At 61.2% G+C, this 14,953-nt stretch carries 14 protein-coding genes and 1 tRNA gene; 8 read left to right on the plus strand and 7 right to left on the minus strand.

Going from position 1 to position 14,953, the window contains the following annotated elements; genetic code table 11:
- Window positions 1–156 precede the first annotated feature (156 nt).
- Both N902_RS15955 and N902_RS0101925 read left to right on the plus strand, forming a co-directional pair.
- Window positions 157–1,701, plus strand: coding sequence for a M16 family metallopeptidase (locus tag N902_RS15955; protein WP_051564109.1), 1,545 nt, complete (start codon window positions 157–159; stop codon window positions 1,699–1,701).
- Window positions 1,702–1,715: 14 nt separating this feature from the next.
- Window positions 1,716–3,146, plus strand: a complete 1,431-nt coding sequence (locus N902_RS0101925) for a M16 family metallopeptidase (RefSeq protein ID WP_027369554.1) — start codon at window positions 1,716–1,718, stop codon at window positions 3,144–3,146.
- A 72-nt stretch (window positions 3,147–3,218) separates the two neighbouring features.
- On the opposite strand, the gene rpe is transcribed toward N902_RS0101925, so the two are convergent.
- Window positions 3,219–3,893 carry a ribulose-phosphate 3-epimerase gene (gene rpe / locus N902_RS0101930; protein ID WP_027369555.1) on the minus strand — a complete coding sequence of 225 codons (675 nt, stop codon included), beginning with the start codon at window positions 3,891–3,893 and terminating at the stop codon, window positions 3,219–3,221.
- A 304-nt stretch (window positions 3,894–4,197) separates the two neighbouring features.
- On the opposite strand from rpe, the gene tkt reads away from it, so the two are divergent.
- Window positions 4,198–6,195, plus strand: coding sequence for a transketolase (gene tkt, locus N902_RS0101935; protein ID WP_027369556.1), 1,998 nt, complete (start codon window positions 4,198–4,200; stop codon window positions 6,193–6,195).
- 128 nt (window positions 6,196–6,323) lie between these two features.
- Here tkt and N902_RS0101940 read toward each other — a convergent pair whose 3' ends face one another.
- Complete coding sequence (locus tag N902_RS0101940) at window positions 6,324–7,547, minus strand: histidine phosphatase family protein (RefSeq protein ID WP_027369557.1); 1,224 nt, start codon at window positions 7,545–7,547, stop codon at window positions 6,324–6,326.
- Window positions 7,548–7,611: 64 nt separating this feature from the next.
- Entirely contained in the window at window positions 7,612–8,550 is a 939-nt protein-coding gene (locus tag N902_RS0101945; protein ID WP_027369558.1) for a radical SAM protein, read from the minus strand.
- Window positions 8,551–8,637: 87 nt separating this feature from the next.
- Here N902_RS0101945 and rdgC point away from each other — a divergent pair, with 87 nt between their 5' ends.
- Window positions 8,638–9,252, plus strand: coding sequence for a recombination-associated protein RdgC (rdgC, locus tag N902_RS0101950; RefSeq protein ID WP_027369559.1), 615 nt, complete (start codon window positions 8,638–8,640; stop codon window positions 9,250–9,252).
- Window positions 9,253–9,342: 90 nt separating this feature from the next.
- Here the strand turns inward: rdgC and N902_RS0101955 are convergent, their stop codons facing one another.
- Entirely contained in the window at window positions 9,343–10,266 is a 924-nt protein-coding gene (locus tag N902_RS0101955) for a tyrosine recombinase (RefSeq protein ID WP_034621312.1), read from the minus strand.
- A 109-nt stretch (window positions 10,267–10,375) separates the two neighbouring features.
- Window positions 10,376–11,527, minus strand: a complete 1,152-nt coding sequence (gene dprA / locus N902_RS0101960; protein ID WP_027369561.1) for a DNA-processing protein DprA — start codon at window positions 11,525–11,527, stop codon at window positions 10,376–10,378.
- Between the two features lie 81 nt (window positions 11,528–11,608).
- On the opposite strand from dprA, the gene N902_RS0101965 reads away from it, so the two are divergent.
- Genes N902_RS0101965 through N902_RS20080 form a run of 3 tightly spaced genes read left to right on the plus strand, consistent with a single transcriptional unit; the run spans window position 11,609 to window position 13,729 of the window.
- Window positions 11,609–12,535 (plus strand): hypothetical protein, encoded by a 927-nt coding sequence (locus N902_RS0101965; RefSeq protein WP_153304120.1) that lies wholly within the window; start codon window positions 11,609–11,611, stop codon window positions 12,533–12,535.
- 55 nt (window positions 12,536–12,590) lie between these two features.
- Window positions 12,591–13,151, plus strand: a complete 561-nt coding sequence (locus N902_RS20075) for a THUMP domain-containing protein (RefSeq protein WP_051564111.1) — start codon at window positions 12,591–12,593, stop codon at window positions 13,149–13,151.
- On the plus strand, window positions 13,148–13,729 hold the full coding sequence (locus tag N902_RS20080; RefSeq protein WP_244147357.1) for a hypothetical protein: 582 nt from the start codon (window positions 13,148–13,150) through the stop codon (window positions 13,727–13,729). The genes N902_RS20075 and N902_RS20080 overlap by 4 nt, the downstream gene beginning before the upstream one ends.
- A gap of 143 nt (window positions 13,730–13,872) precedes the next feature.
- Here the strand turns inward: N902_RS20080 and N902_RS0101980 are convergent.
- Window positions 13,873–13,960: transfer RNA gene (locus tag N902_RS0101980), tRNA-Leu, on the minus strand.
- A 54-nt stretch (window positions 13,961–14,014) separates the two neighbouring features.
- Here N902_RS0101980 and N902_RS0101985 point away from each other — a divergent pair.
- The gene (locus N902_RS0101985) at window positions 14,015–14,236 is read left to right on the plus strand and encodes a hypothetical protein (RefSeq protein WP_027369563.1); all 222 of its coding nucleotides are present in this window, start codon (window positions 14,015–14,017) and stop codon (window positions 14,234–14,236) included.
- Here N902_RS0101985 and N902_RS15965 read toward each other — a convergent pair.
- Entirely contained in the window at window positions 14,206–14,862 is a 657-nt protein-coding gene (locus N902_RS15965; RefSeq protein WP_051564115.1) for a 16S rRNA (guanine(527)-N(7))-methyltransferase RsmG, read from the minus strand. The two genes, N902_RS0101985 and N902_RS15965, sit on opposite strands and share 31 nt — an antisense overlap.
- Window positions 14,863–14,953: the final 91 nt, after the last annotated feature.

A 14,953-nucleotide genomic window follows, 5' to 3' on the forward strand; every position in this document is an offset into this window, starting at 1 on the left:
CTAGGTGAGGAGAGCAGTGATGTCATCTCCTCTCTGGATATTTTCCAGGCTTGGTTTGACGAGGAATATGGTGTATGGGAAATCCTGAGCATCCAACGAAGGTGCCAGCGATCACGTCTTGACCCAGTTTTTTGCAAAGACCAAGGAAAGTCCGATATGAAGACAGCGTGGAAAGCATCTCTGTGGCAGTGTTGTCTGCTGTGTGTTGTGGGTATCCTGGCCTGCGCGTTTCAGGTCTGCGCAGCCGAAAACGACCTGCTGACCAGGATGGAGGGCAAGGTAAGCCGATTCACCCTGGACAACGGGCTGAGCTTTGTGGTCATCGAGCGCCATCAGGCCCCGGTGGCCAGCTTTGTGACCATGGTCGACGTGGGTAGTGTGGATGAGCCGGCCGGACTGAGTGGTCTGGCCCATATGCTGGAGCATATGGCCTTTAAAGGCACTTCCAGGATCGGGACCACGAATTGGGAGGCGGAAGAAGAGGTTTTGGACCAGCTGGAGCAGGCCTACCTAAGCTGGCGCAGGGCCCAAAAGTCCAATGACGCAGCCCAGGACACCGTGCAAGCCAGAAAGGAGAAGTTTGAACGCCTGCGGGAGAAAGCCAAGTCCTATGTCCAGCCCAACGAGTTCGCCTCCATTATTGAGGCCAATGGGGGCACGGACCTGAACGCGGCCACTTCTTCGGAGTACACCATGTATTTCTGCAGCCTGCCGGCGAACAGGGCTGAGCTGTGGTTCAGCCTGGAGTCGGAACGCCTGCGGGACCCGGTGTGGCGGGAGTTCTTCACTGAAAAAGAGGTGGTTCTGGAAGAACGCCGGATGCGGGTTGACTCCAGCCCCATCGGGCGGATGATGGAACGCCTGCTGGCAGCATCCTTTGTGGCCCACCCCTACCGGAACCCGGTCATCGGCTGGGAGTCCGAGATCAAGGCCGCCCTGCCCTCGGATCTGACCAGACTGTACGAAAAATACTACGTCCCGGAGAATATGGTCTGCGCGGTGGCCGGAGATGTAGACCCGGAGCAGATCCGGGCCTGGGCGGAGGAATACTTCGGCGCTCTGCCCACAGGGCCCAGGCCCCCGGAGGTCCAGACAAAGGAGCCTGAACGCCTGGGAACAAAGCAGCTAAAAATCTCCAGCCGGGCCCAGCCTGTCTTGGCCCGGACCTACTCCGGAGTGAGCCGCTTCCATCCCCAGGCCCCGGCTCTGGAGCTGGCCAGTGACATCCTCAGTCAGGGCCGGACCTCCCGCCTGTATACCTCTCTGGTTCAGAAACAGGAGCTGGCCGCTCAGGTGGGGACCTTCTCCGGATATCCTGCAGATGTCGACCCCGGACTGTTTGTGCTCTTTGCCCTGCCCAATGCCGGGGTGTCTCTGGACGATCTGGCAGCGGGCATAGATGAGCAGCTGGCCCGCATGCGCACCACTGACGTCTCTGACCAGGAGCTTAAGAGGGTGAAAGGTAAGGCCCGGGCCCGGCTTCTGCGCAGCCTGGATTCCAATCTCGGGCTGGCCAGGAGCCTGGCCAAGGCCCAGCTCCTGGACGGGGACTGGCGGGAGGCCTTCCTGGCCCTCAGACGTCTGGAGGATGTTCAGCCCGGAGAGATCCGCAAGGCGGTGGGGACCCATTTGGATCCGGATACAAGGGTTGAGGTCCGCCTGGTGCAAAACAGCAAGCCACAAGGCAAAACGAAGAATTAAGGGAAGGCTGTCCTATGTCCAGATTTATGTTCGGGTTGCTCCTGGTCCTGGGGATGTGCTGTGTCGCTGCGCCGGGCTGGAGCGACGCCCCGCCGCATTATACTGAGCTGACCTTTCCGCAGCTTTCCGATTGGCCCCATGTGCAGCCGCAGACCTTTACTCTGCCCAACAAGGCCCGGGTGGTGGTCATTGAGGATCATGAGCTGCCCCTGGTCCGGATCCAGGTCCTGGTCCGCTGTGGAGAGGCCCAGGTGCCGGAGGGACAGGAAGGTCTGGGAAAAGTGGCCGTCAAGGCCCTGCGCAGCGGGGGAAGCAGGTCCTACCCAGGGGAAGAGCTGAATGCCCTCCTGGAGAACAAGGCGGCCAAGCTCTCGGTTGATATGCGCTTTGCCTCCACCAAGATTTCTCTGGACCTTCTGCGCCGGGACCTGGACAGCCTGGTGCCGGTGCTGGGAGACCTCCTGGCCCACCCCCGGTTTCCGGAGGACAAGATAGCATGGGCCAAAAAGCAGGTGCTGACCGAAATCGCCAGGCGAAACGACAATCAGCAGGAAGTGGCCTTTCGGGAGTTCAAGCGTCTGGTCTACGGTCCGGAGACCGTCTACGGCCGTCTGCCTGACCCAGAAACGGTTCAAGATGTGCGGAGGGATGATATCCGGGATCTGCATGCCCGGCACTTTACCGGGGCCAATATGCTCATCGGAGTGGTTGGGGATGTGCGGGCGGAGCGGGTCCAGACCATGCTGGCTGAGAGCATGAGCGCCGTTCCGGCCGGAAAACCTGTGCAGCTGGACTTTCCTCCTGTGGAAGCCTCCGGGGAGCCGAAGCAGCAGTTCATCCATATGCCCGGGGTGAATCAGGTGTCCATACTCATGGGCCATAAGGGTGGCCTGCGTCAAAGCAAGGACTATGCCGCCCTGCAGGTCATGAACGCAGTCCTCAGTCAGGGCTTTTCCAGCCGTCTGTTCCAGAACCTGCGGAGCCGGATGGGGCTGGCCTATTCCGTCTATGGGCGCTTCGGGAGCAAGTACTTTTATCCCGGGGTTTTCCTGGCCGGACTGAAGACCCGGAGCGCGAATATGGTCCTGGCGACCAAGGCCTTGAAAAAAGAGATTGTCACCCTGCACAGGGACGGGGTCACCGGGGAGGAACTGCAGCGGGCCAAGGAGGAGTTCGTCAACTCCCTGGTCTTTCGTTACGAGACGCCCAAAGAGATCCTGGACCGCCAGCTGTACTATGCCTATCGGGACATGCCGGCGGACAGCTTTGAACGGTTGGTCGAGAACATCAGGGATGTCCGGGTCAAGGATGTGAACAGGGCAGCGGCCCGGCATCTGCACCCGGACCGGCTGCAGACGCTCATGGTCGGCAACCGGGATATGGTCCAGGATCAGCTGTCCGAGTTTCCAGAGATGAAGATCGTGGAGCTGGAAAAGGGAGACTGAAGGAAAGTCCAAGCCGTGGAGTGGGCCGGGCTTGAGGCCAAGCCCGGCTCCTTTGCGCATCTTGGCGAACCCTTACGGCCTGCTCCCGGCCGCTTCCAGGAACTCACGCAGCCGCTGCGCGTAGGGCGGATGCTTGAAAAAGGCCGAGCCGGAGACCAGAATGTCCGCCCCGGCCCGAACCAGCTTTTGGGCATTGTCCAGGTTCACCCCGCCGTCTACCTGAATGCTGCAGCGACAGCCTCTGTCTGTGATCATCTGTTTCAGATCCGCGATCTTGTCCAGGGAAAAGGGAATGAACGACTGGCCGCCGAATCCGGGGTTCACGCTCATGATCAGGACCATGTCCAGCTGGGGCAGGACGTAGTCCAGAACAGACAGGGGGGTGTGCGGGTTCAGGGCGAGCGCGCATTCGGCCCCCAGCTCCCTGATCCGGCTCAAGGTGCGTTCCAGGTGGACACAGGCTTCGGCATGGACGCAGACCAGATCCGCGCCGGCAAGGACAAACTCGTCCACATACCGATCCGGGTGGTCAATCATCAAATGCACGTCGAAGAACAGGCCGCTTTGACGGCGGCAGGCGGCTATGAACGGCGGTCCCAGGGTGATATTGGGCACAAAGTGGCCATCCATGACGTCCCAGTGCGCCCAGCGCAGACCGGCCTGTTCCAGGGCGTGCAGCTCATCAGCCAGGCGGCTGAAGTCAGAGGAAAGCAAGGAGGGGGAGAGAATGAACGGCTCTGCGGGCATGAATACCTCGATGAGAAAAGATTGACTCCAGATCAAAGTCCTTTTATGCGAAAGCGACGGGCCCTCTGGTGTTGCCCCGAGATTTTTGCAAATGGGTGCGAAATGTTCTTTATCCCGCCTATGGCCGGGCTCGCGCTATGTCCGCAAGCGGGAGTGTATTTCCCGCGCAGCTTCAGTGCAGCGCGCAAAAAGTAAGCAACTTTTTGCCCTCATTAATAATGAACCAGAGGGAAGAACCGGCCCGTCGGCTGTGCGCTGGGTATGCTATGCTGACTTTCTTTTGTCCGTCAAGCAAGGAGGAATCATGCCGTCCCGCAGGGAACTCGCCAATGCTGTGCGCTTATTGAGTTTGGATGCCATCCAGAAGGCCAAATCCGGACATCCCGGAGCGCCCATGGGCATGGCCGATATCGCCGAGGTGCTCTGGAACGACTACCTGGTGCACAATCCGAGTGATCCGGCCTGGCCCAACAGGGACAGATTTGTTCTGTCCAACGGGCACGCCTCTATGCTCTTGTATGCCCTGCTGCATCTGAGCGGATACGATCTGGGCATAGAAGACATCAAGGCCTTCCGCAGCCTGCATTCCAGGACTCCCGGCCACCCGGAGCACGGGGTCACGCCAGGGGTGGAGACCACGACCGGGCCTCTGGGACAGGGGATGGCCAATGCAGTGGGAATGGCCATAGCTGAGCGGGTCTTGGCCGCCCAGTTCAACCGGGAAGGGTTTCCCCTGGTCGATCACCACACCTATGTGTTCCTCGGCGACGGATGCATGATGGAGGGTGTCTCCCACGAGGCCTGCTCCCTGGCCGGGACCTTGGGGCTGGGCAAGCTGATCGCGGTGTACGACGACAACGGGATCTCCATTGACGGCAACATTGCCTCCTGGTTCGGGGACGACACAGCCAAGCGGTTCGAGGCTTACGGCTGGCATGTGATCCCGGAGGTGGACGGCCACGACAGCCAGGCGGTGGTGCAGGCCCTGGACCAGGCCCGGGAGGTTCAGGACCGCCCCACCCTGATCTGCTGCCGGACCCAGATTGCCTATGGGTCCCCCGGTCTGGCCGGAAGCCACAAGGCCCACGGCGCCCCTCTGGGAGAGGAGGAAATCCAGGCCGTGCGCACAAAGCTCGGATGGGACCATCCAGCGTTCGTGGTTCCCGAGGCCATCGCCCAGGGCTGGGATGCCAGGGAGAGCGGGGCCAAAGCCCAGGCAGAATGGGAGGAGATGCTTGCCAGGTACGCTGCTGATTACCCCGAGCTGGCCGCGGAGTTCAAGCGGCGCATGGCCGGGGAGCTGCCTCCGGACTTTGCCCATCTGGCCTGGAAGGCGGTCAATGAGCTGCAGGCCAAGGCCCAGGTTATGGCCACCAGAAAGGCGTCCAAGATGGCCCTGGAAGAGCTTGGTCCGCTGCTGCCGGAGCTTTTCGGCGGCTCTGCCGACCTCAGCGGGTCCAACCAGACCGTGTGGTCCGGATCCCGCCCGGTGAGCAAGGAGGGGTGGGAAGGCAATTATCTGCACTACGGCGTGCGCGAGTTCGGGATGGCCGCAATCATGAACGGCATGGCCCTGCACGGGGGGCTGATCCCCTATGGGGGGACCTTCCTGGTCTTTTCCGACTATGCGCGCAATGCCATCCGCCTCTCGGCCCTGATGGGGATTCGGGCCATTCATGTTTTGTCCCACGACTCCATCGGCCTTGGCGAGGACGGCCCGACCCACCAGCCTGTGGAACATGCCTCTTCCCTGCGCTTGATGCCCAATCTGCACGTCTGGCGGCCCTGCGACACTGTGGAGAGCGCTGTGGCCTGGGTTTCGGCCCTGTCCCGCCAGGGGCCGAGCGCCCTTTTGTTCTCCAGGCAGAGCACAAAGCATCAGGACCGGAGCCCGGAAACGGTTCAGGCCATCGCCAAAGGCGGCTACATCCTGTTTGAGCCGGACGCGTACCCCCAGGCCATCGTCATAGCCACCGGATCCGAGGTTGAGCTGGCCGTGCAGGCGGCCGAACGGCTGGGACACCAGGGCCGGGCGGTGCGGGTGGTTTCCATGCCCTGTGCCGAGGTGTTTGCGGCCCAAAGCGAGGAATACAGGGAGAGCGTTCTGCCCACAGCGGTGCAGGCCAGATTGGCGGTGGAGGCCGGCAGCTCCGACTGGTGGGCCGCATATGTGGGAACCCGGGGACGGGTCCTGGGGATTGACCGTTTTGGCGAGTCCGCCCCCGGACCGGATCTGTACGCCTATTTCGGATTGACCGCACAGCGGGTGGAAGAAGAGCTCATTGTCTTGCTCGGACAGTGACAGTCCCCCAGTTGCAGTTCGTGCTGTCCTAGACGGTATGCCCAGACCTGGGCATACCGTCTACAAGATCAGGTGGAGCGGTTCTCAATGGTCTTTGCCAGCCCCGGTGCAGGTCGTGGGCGTAGAGGCTAGCTGATCTTTTTCAGCTCAAAGAGCTTCTTCTGCTGCATGGAAACAATATGGTAATATTGGTTCTGGGGGACGTAGATGTAGGGAACGTCCTCAATCCGGCGGTAGAGGAAATGGGCCAGGATCATCCGGTTGACCGCCCGGTGCCCGACAATAACGATATGATCCGCATTTCCGCTTAAGAACAGGGCCTTTTTCACCCCCCTGTCGATCCGGGTCCGCATGCTCACGTATCCCTCACCCTGGGGATAGACGTAGTTGTATTTGTCCATCATCCGTTCGTAATACACATGGGGCATCTGGGCCTTGATCTCCTCGTAGGTCATCTCCTCGCAGATACCGGCGTCAATCTCATTGAACTCCTCCAGCTGTACCAGGGTGCACCCGCAGGACTGATTGTCGCAGATCGGCTTGGCCGTCTGTCTGGTCCGCTGCTTCTGGCTGCAGAAGATATAGGGCAGAGGGACCGAACTGAACACGTCGCCCAGGCGGAAGGCCTGCTCCTGTCCCTTTTCGGTCAACGGGGCATCGCCCCCGATCCGCTCTATGAGATTGTCCGTGGTCTGCCCGTGCCGGACGAGGAAGAGGTTCTTTACGTAGTCGGTGACCAGCAGGTCCCGGAGCTGCTCAAAGTGAGGCAGGTGATCGGTGAGCCAGAATTTGAGGATCTTGTTGTGCAGGGAGTCCACCTGGATGTAGTTGGCTTCATTCTGGAAAGGGTCGGAGATATGTTGATAATACCTGATCCGCTCCTTGAAGCTGGCCACCGCTTCCTGGTGCCCGAAGCGGCTGAACTCCGGCAGGCGGGCCTTCCTGTTGATGTTGGCCTCCAGGATCTCCGGATCGTTGTTCACGGTCTCAATAAAGAGCACAGGGTGGTCAGTGAGCATGGAGAGGATGAGCTCCCGCCGTTTGCGGCTGACGTTTGTCGCATCCAGGATGGCCACTTCACCGCCCTGATCGATGAAGTGGGCAGCATTCTTGATGTTGGTGACCGCAATGTGCTCGCGCAGGGCCGAGCTCTGTTTGTTGTTTGGGTCGTAAAAGTCTGAGTTGGCGGTGTTTCGGTCGATGAGGCGGCGGCGGAGGTCCCCGTTGTTGAAAATCTCAGTGGCGATGCCGCTGGCCAGAAAGCTTTCCTTGATCCGGGCGGCGATGGTTGATTTTCCCCGGGCCGGCAGGCCGGTCATGACGATGTACAGCTTTTGAGGGGTGGTATGCATAGGCGATGGTCCAGATGGCGGGCCTGCATTCCTGGAGGAAAGGCAGGTCCACACAGTAGTTATTTCATAGCGTGAAGAAGTCCTGCAGGCGCCGTTTGGGGCCTGGATCAATCCGGGTCAGGCCCAGGGCCCTGGCATGGGCGAAGGCCTCTTCCCTGGCCTGTGCGGGGATGGGCCCGCAGAGCTCTGGATAGGACCAGGCCTGTCCGCACGGCCGGTACTGGTCCATGATGTTTATATAGGTGTCTTTGGAGATCTCCCGGACCACAAAACGCAGCCAATCCATGGTCCCGGCCAGGCGGTCCGGCATGAGCAGGTGGCGGACCAAGAGCCCGCGGACAGCAGTGCCGTCGTGGTCCAGGACCAGGTCCCCGACCTGCCGATGCATTTCCTTGACCGCCGCCCTGGCCTGCTGGGGATAGTCCCCGGCCCGGCAATAGATCGCGGCTGGTTCGGGGTGATAGAATTTGATGTCCGGCATGTAGATGTCCACGATCCCTTCCAGCATGCGCAGGGTCTCAACCCGTTCGTAGCCGGAGCAGTTATAGACCAGGGGCAGATTCAGGCCGGACGCGGCAGCCTCCACCAATGCTTCCAGGATGTGGGGAACAACATGGGAGGGGGTGACCAGATTGATGTTTGCCGCCCCATGACGTTGAAGATCGAGCATGATCCCGGCCAGCTGTCCGGCGCGGACCGGGTGTCCTTGGTCTGTGTCGTGGCTGATGTCGTAGTTCTGGCAGAAGACACAGCCGAGGCTGCATCCGGCAAAAAATACGGTCCCCGAGCCCCGGCTTCCGACCAGAGGAGCTTCCTCTCCATAGTGCAGATGGGCCGAGGCAACCACCGCCCGGCGTCCGGTCCGGCAATAGCCGAGCTCTCCCTTGCTTCTGTTGACCCCGCACTGTCTGGGGCATAGATTGCATTCGGCCAAGGCGTCTACCGCCTGCTTGGCTCTGGCAACCAGAAGGTCACGGCTTACGTGTGCGTATCCCGGAGTCATACCTGTGGTCCTGATCACGGCTTGCGTACAGTATGAAAAATGCCTTGTTCCAGACCGGAGGTCAACACGCAAACCAAAGGAGACGGCATGGGCATCATGTCAGCCAGCGGGAGCTTTACCCGGTACCGGATTGTAGAGGATGTGCCCAAAGGGCTGTGGCTGGAGATCCAGGATCGCCTGGCCGGGGACAGCTTCCAGGAGATCGAGGATACAGCCGATGAAAATGCGTGGGGATGGGTGAGTATTGAGGACATGCTGGATACGCAATGGGCTTCAGGATCCCCGTTTAAAGGCGAGTATGTGGCTTTTGCCCTGCGTTTGGATACCCGGCGCATCCCCGCCGCGGTATTTAAAAAACATTATCAGGTTGCCCTTCAGGAGGCCACAGCCAAGGCCAAGGAGCAGGGCAAGAAATTCGTCGGCCGGGAGGCCAAGAAGGAGCTGAAGGAGAACGTCAAACTGTGGCTTTTGAGGCAGACTCTGCCGGTTCCGGCAATCTTTGACGTGGTCTGGAACATGCGGACCAACCGGATACTTCTGGGCTCGACCCAGAGGACGGCCCGGACCCTGTTCGAGGACCAGTTTGCCAAGACCTTTGAACTCCACCTGGAACCCCTGACTCCGTACTACCTGGCCGCCAATCTGGGCGGAGAGGAGGTGCACACCAAGCTTGAAGAATACGAGCCGGTGGTCTACGTGTGAGACCGCATGCAGGCCTCAACCGCAAGGGTTTGAAGGCCAGCCGTCTTCATGCCTGGCCGCAGCCGGGGTTTGGTTTGTCTTCGAGCCCCGCTAGCTCTTGGCCCGGGGGTGGGTCTGGTCGTAGATCTGAGCCAGGTGGCCCAGGCTGAGGTGGGTGTAGCGCTGGGTGGTGGACAGGGAGGAATGGCCCAGGAGCTTTTGAACCGAGCGCAGATCAGCGCCGGACTCCAGCAGATGGGTGGCAAAACTGTGGCGCAACACGTGGGGCGAGATGGACTGAGGCAGGCCGGCCATGGAGGCCAGGCGGTCCAGAACTCGGTTGGCCTGCCGGCGTTGAAGGCGTTTTCCCCGCCGGCCCAGGAAAAAGGCCTCTTGGTCATAGGCCGCCGGAAAGGCGAAACGATGATCAAGGTAGCGAAGCAGGCGATCTCTGGCCTCAGAGGTCAGGGGGACAACCCGCTCCTTGCTGCCTTTGCCGGTGACCCGCACCACATGCTGGCCAAGGTCCACATCCTGGAGATTGAGCCGGATGGCCTCACTGATCCGCAGCCCCGAGCCGTAGAGGAGCTCGGCCAGGGCAACGTCCCGCAGGGCCTGGGGGTCGGTGCCCGCGGCCTGGTCCAAAAGGGCGAAGACCTGGTCCACGTTCAGGCAGGTGGGGTGGGACGCGGAATGTTTGGGATTCTTGAGTCCTGAGCTGGGATCGGACCCGATCAAGCCCTGACGGAGACAGAAGCGGAAGAAACCGCGCAGAGTGGAAAGCTTTCGGGAAATGCTGGTCTTGGCCGTTCCGGTCCGGTGCAGGTCGGCGATAAAGGCCTGGAGAAAAGCGCGGTCCAGCTCTTCCGGATGCTCCAGGCTGGAGTGCCGAAAGCGGGCAAAGGCGTCCAGGCGGCGCAGATCGTTGGCATAGGCCTCCACGGTCGCATCGGCCAGGCCCTTCTGAGTGCTCAGGTAGGTCAGGTAACCGTGGACCGGTTCGGGGAGATCGGTGAGATTTTGGTCCATGTGCATGCCTTTCTTCTGGGGCAGCAGTCTGCCCCACATCTGATCTGAACAGGCTGCGGGCCGCAAAGACGCAAGGGATTATGGGCTCCGGGGCAACCTTGATGCGTCGATGGGCTCAGGCCAGGGCGTAGTACATGCCGCTTTGCTGCTTAACCACGCCTTTGAGCTCCAGCATGAGCAGGGTCTGGCTCACCTTGTTGCTTTCCCAGCCCAGCTGCTGGGTCAGGGTATCGATGTGCACCTGGGCGTCGGCGAGCAGGAGGCGGGCCAAAGCCTGCTCCTCTGATCCCAGGTGATCCAGCTTTGAAGCTGCGGGCTGGGCTGCGGCAGATGAGGACTGATCCTGAGCGGACTCCTCGTGATCTGTGGGCAGTTGGAAGGCCAGCTCCTGCAGGACATCTTCAGCTGAGCGGGTCAGCACCGCCCCCTGTCGGATCAGGTCCAGGCATCCGACGAAGCTGGGGGCCGTGGCCTGGCCGGGGACTGCAAACACCTCCCGGTTGTACTCCAGGGCCAGACGGGCAGTGATCAAGCTGCCGCTTTTCTGGGCCGCCTCCACAACCACCACGCCCATGCTCAAGCCGCTGATGATTCTGTTCCGGCGGGGAAAATTGTAGGCATCCGGTTCGCTCCCAGGAGGAAACTCGGTAAGTGCCAGTCCGGCAGCTGTGATTTTGGACCACAAATCAGCGTTTTGAGCCGGATAGACCCGGTCCAGGCCGGTGCCCAAAACGGCAATTGTCCGCCCTTGATCCCGCAGACCGGCGAAATGGGCCAGGCGGTCGATGCCCAGGGCAAAGCCGGAAACAACGCTTACTCCGGCTTGAGACAGGCCGGAGGCTATGCGCCGGGCCATATTCTGGCCGTAGGGGGTGCATTTTCTGGAACCGACTATGGCGACGCACGGGGAACGGAGCAGGGCCCGGTCCCCGATCAGATACAGGTACAGGGGGGGATCCGGTATCTGACGCAAGGAATCCGGATAGTCCGGGTCTGTATACATGACCACCCGGTCCTGCCTGCGGCGCACCTGCTCCAGCTCAGCACCGGCGGGGTCCCGCCACTTTTCCTGGGTGAAAATATCTGCTACTGAAGGGCGCACGAGCTGGTCCCGGCTCCATCGGTCTGCCGCTGTGACCGCATAATGGGCCGATCCGTAGGCCTGGATCAGTTTCTTGCAGGTTCGTGTTCCCAAGCCCTCTGTGTGCCGCAAGGCGAGGCAGGCCCAGAATTCCTGTGCCCGGGATGGAGAGTGTGCACTGGCCATAGGCTGTCACAAGGTCAGGGGTTGGATCCGGAAATATCGAGCCTAGGCCAAAACGCCTTTTTTTTCAATCTGGAGCTGATGATGGACGAGTACTTTCGCCTGGGGCTGGAGATCTTCGGCGTCATGGCCGGCATTGCGCTGGCCATTCAGGCCGGGGGGGCAACAGTGGCCTGGGGCAGCCAGGTATGGGGCTGGCAACGGCGGGCATCCTTTCTGGACAAGTTCGGGCGGCAGATGCTGGGCCTGAGCATGGTTGGCTTTCTGGGGGCTGTTGTCTTCGCCCTTGCCGGGCTTGGTCTGGGACATCTGCGGTATGGACTGCACATCCAAAGCGCAATGGCCGGTCTGCCCTGGCTTGCTGCGTCCTGGCCTTTGGCCGGGCTGGGCCTGGGCCTGGTTTTTTCCCTCCTAGCCGCCAAGACATGGAAGCCCCTAAAGCGGCGCAAAGCGGTGCAAGCCCTTGTCCTGCTTCCGGCCTGGCTCAGTCTGTGGGCCGGTCTGTATACTGGGCTGAATCTCTATTTCCAGGGGTTTCTGCACATGTTTTCTCCCGCCCGGGCCCCGGGCCTGGAAGCCGTATGGCAGGTACCGCTCTCCCCGGCCTGGGTGCTGCTTGCGGGCCAGGCCCTGGTTGTCGGCCTGGGGGGAGCAGGGGCGGCAGGCATGGTCTACCTGCTGACCCGGAGAAACATTGAGGACTTCGGCCGGGACTATTACCGCTTTGCCCTGCCGCATGCGGCCAAGTGGGCGGCCGTGCTTTTGGTGCAGGCCTTTTTTCTGGCCTGGGTGGCGGACAGGCAGGCTTTGGCCCTGTGGCTCCTTCCTTGCCGGGAGATGATCGCTCTGGGAGCGGCGCTGGGAGGATTTGTCGTGTACGGGGTGCTGCTCATTGTTTTCCTGCGCAGCGAAAATCCCCTGCGAGCCAAGGCATCGGCCCTGGGGGCCAGTGGAGTGGGAATTGCTTCCGCAGTGGCGGCCGCTCTGAGCCAGCTGTGGCTCTGGAGCTGAGGGGCTGACCGCTCAGCCTGGCCTGCGTGCACCCCTGCCCGGGGAACAGATCTTCATGTACAGATACCAGAAGAACAGCCGGTTCATTGCCCAGGTAGTCGACGGGCTGGAATACCTGGCTCAGGGGGAGGTCGAGGGGTTCGGGGCGGACAGCGTCCGCCGGGGCTATCGGAGCCTCTCCTTCCGGGCGGACCCGGCCTCCCTGTACCGGATTGTGTTCAATACCCGGATTATTTCCAGGGTGCTCGTCCCCCTGCTTCGTTTCGACTGCCACAGCGACCGCTATTTGTACAAGACTGCGGGCAAGATCAACTGGGCGGATCTTATCGGTCCGGACCAGCGCTTTGCCGTGTTCTCCAATGTCAGTCACAGCCGGATCCGCCATTCCCGGTACGCCGCCCTCAAGCTCAAGGACGCCATAGTGGACCAGTTCCGGGAGCGAACCGGACGCAGGCCGGATGTGGATCCTCAATCTCCGGATGTGTGGATCCATCTGCACCTGGAGAACAACAGGGCCACCATCAGCCTGGATGCCTCAGGCGGTTCCCTGCACCGCAGGGATATCGGCGGGTCTCTGTCCCGGCTCCGATGCAGGAAACCCTGGCAGCCGCGATGATCACGTTTACCGGCTGGGATGCCCAGACTCCCTTGTTCGATCCCATGTGCGGCTCCGGAACCCTGCTCTGCGAGGCCCTGATCAAGGGGGCCAGGATCCCGCCCGCTCTGTTGCGTTCCCGCTTCGGCCTGGAGCATATGCCGGATTTCGATTCCAGTCTGTGGGCCGAGGTGAGAGGAATGAGCCAATCCTTAGGCCGGAATCTGCCCCAGGGGCTGATCAGGGGAAGCGATGTGGATCAGCACGCGGTTCGGGCGGCCAGGACCAATTGCAGTCAGCTCCCGGGAGGGAAAGGGATCGTCTTGCAAGAGACCGGATTTGTCGATGCTCCGGGGCTGAACGAAGGAGTCATCGTCTGCAATCCGCCTTACGGACGGCGGCTGCAGGATAAACGACAGACGGCTGAGCTGCTGGAATCCTTCGGCCGCTTTCTGCGCCGGCGCTGCTCCGGGGCAACTGCCTACGTCTATTTGGGAAGCAGGGAGCTGCACCGTCAGATCCCCTTGTCTCCGGCCTGGACCAAGGATCTGTCCAACGGAGGACTGCAGGGCTGTCTGGCCAAGTACAGGATCAGATGAAGAAGATGGATAAAGGGACGAAGCCGTTCAGCCGGCGGGTGCTGCCGGCGTTTCAGAACGGGCCGGGCTGGATGTGCAAGGCGTTCCGGCAAGATACGCGAAAGGGACCGCGGCTGGTGAAGTGCCTGCGGTCCCTTTGAGGATGGTGCCGGGGGTGGGAATCGAACCCACATGGGCCAAAGGCCCGCGGGATTTTGAGTCCCGTGCGTCTACCAGTTCCGCCACCCCGGCGGCTTGTTCGATTTATAAGGGACTCGGGTTCTGCTGTCAACACAAGGAGTGACCATGCGTTTGGACGATGCCTACATCGAGGAGCTGACCGCCTATATCAAGTCCGGAGAGCTGGGCGAGGATTTTGAGTATTCCCCTGAGGAAAGGCGGTACGAAATACTGGACTTTCTGGAAAAGGTGATGGAGCTGGGAGAAGTCGCGGATGAGGCGGCCACCAAGATCATCTTCAAGAATACCCAGCTGGGTCAGGTGATGGGCGAAAAGACCCAGAAATAGCGGATGAGATCAGGTTGCACCGGGTAGGGGACCTCCTCCTGCATCCTCCAGCCCGGAGGGCAAATCCGCTCCGGCCCCCAGCTTTGGTTGGAAAAGACGATGACCCGCCCATTGGGGGCCAGAAGGGGCCGAACCTTGGGGAGCAGCTCGTCCCAGGGGCACATGGCCCGGCTGAGGATGAGGTCGGCCGAGGTCGGGTCCAGATCCCCGGCCCGGCAGGTCCGGACATGCGTGCGCTGCAGGTCCAGGGTGCGCACGGCGTGATGGAGGAATAAGCTCCGCTTTTGGCGCGGCTCAACCAGCAGGCACTCCCCGGGGGGCCAGACGATACGCAGGGGGATTCCGGGCAGTCCCGCGCCCGCTCCCAGGTCCAGGCTCAGAGGGTGTTCCGGCAGGTCCAGGCGGTGCAGGAGCTCGGCCAGGTGCAGGCTGTCCTGGACCAGAAAGCGATATGCAGACAGCCAGTCCTGCTTGCCGATGAGATTGATTTTGGCATTCCAGGTCAAGAGCTCTGAGATGTACCGGGCCAGCTGACTGGCTGCTGAGGAGTTCAGCCAGGGGAAGTCGGCAGCGGCCATCCGGCTCAACTCTTTGACCGGGACATGGCTAGGGGAAGCGTTTTTCATGTCAGACTGGGAGTTGAAATTTTCGGTTCCTGGACCCAGGAAATGGAAAGATGGACATGCGCGTTTGTTGTAAGAGTATAGTGCATTTATC

Origin of the sequence: Desulfovermiculus halophilus DSM 18834 (assembly GCF_000620765.1) — a bacterium.
GTDB lineage: Bacteria > Desulfobacterota > Desulfovibrionia > Desulfovibrionales > Desulfothermaceae > Desulfovermiculus > Desulfovermiculus halophilus.

Coding starts and splice junctions, on each gene's coding strand:
- N902_RS15955 (WP_051564109.1), top strand. CDS start 157: ATGAAGACAGCGTGGAAAGCATCTCTGTGGCAGTGTTGTCTGCTGTGT.
- N902_RS0101925 (WP_027369554.1), top strand. CDS start 1,716: ATGTCCAGATTTATGTTCGGGTTGCTCCTGGTCCTGGGGATGTGCTGT.
- rpe (WP_027369555.1), bottom strand. CDS start 3,893: ATGCCCGCAGAGCCGTTCATTCTCTCCCCCTCCTTGCTTTCCTCTGAC.
- tkt (WP_027369556.1), top strand. CDS start 4,198: ATGCCGTCCCGCAGGGAACTCGCCAATGCTGTGCGCTTATTGAGTTTG.
- N902_RS0101940 (WP_027369557.1), bottom strand. CDS start 7,547: ATGCATACCACCCCTCAAAAGCTGTACATCGTCATGACCGGCCTGCCG.
- N902_RS0101945 (WP_027369558.1), bottom strand. CDS start 8,550: ATGACTCCGGGATACGCACACGTAAGCCGTGACCTTCTGGTTGCCAGA.
- rdgC (WP_027369559.1), top strand. CDS start 8,638: ATGGGCATCATGTCAGCCAGCGGGAGCTTTACCCGGTACCGGATTGTA.
- N902_RS0101955 (WP_034621312.1), bottom strand. CDS start 10,266: ATGCACATGGACCAAAATCTCACCGATCTCCCCGAACCGGTCCACGGT.
- dprA (WP_027369561.1), bottom strand. CDS start 11,527: ATGGCCAGTGCACACTCTCCATCCCGGGCACAGGAATTCTGGGCCTGC.
- N902_RS0101965 (WP_153304120.1), top strand. CDS start 11,609: ATGGACGAGTACTTTCGCCTGGGGCTGGAGATCTTCGGCGTCATGGCC.
- N902_RS20075 (WP_051564111.1), top strand. CDS start 12,591: ATGTACAGATACCAGAAGAACAGCCGGTTCATTGCCCAGGTAGTCGAC.
- N902_RS20080 (WP_244147357.1), top strand. CDS start 13,148: ATGATCACGTTTACCGGCTGGGATGCCCAGACTCCCTTGTTCGATCCC.
- N902_RS0101985 (WP_027369563.1), top strand. CDS start 14,015: ATGCGTTTGGACGATGCCTACATCGAGGAGCTGACCGCCTATATCAAG.
- N902_RS15965 (WP_051564115.1), bottom strand. CDS start 14,862: ATGAAAAACGCTTCCCCTAGCCATGTCCCGGTCAAAGAGTTGAGCCGG.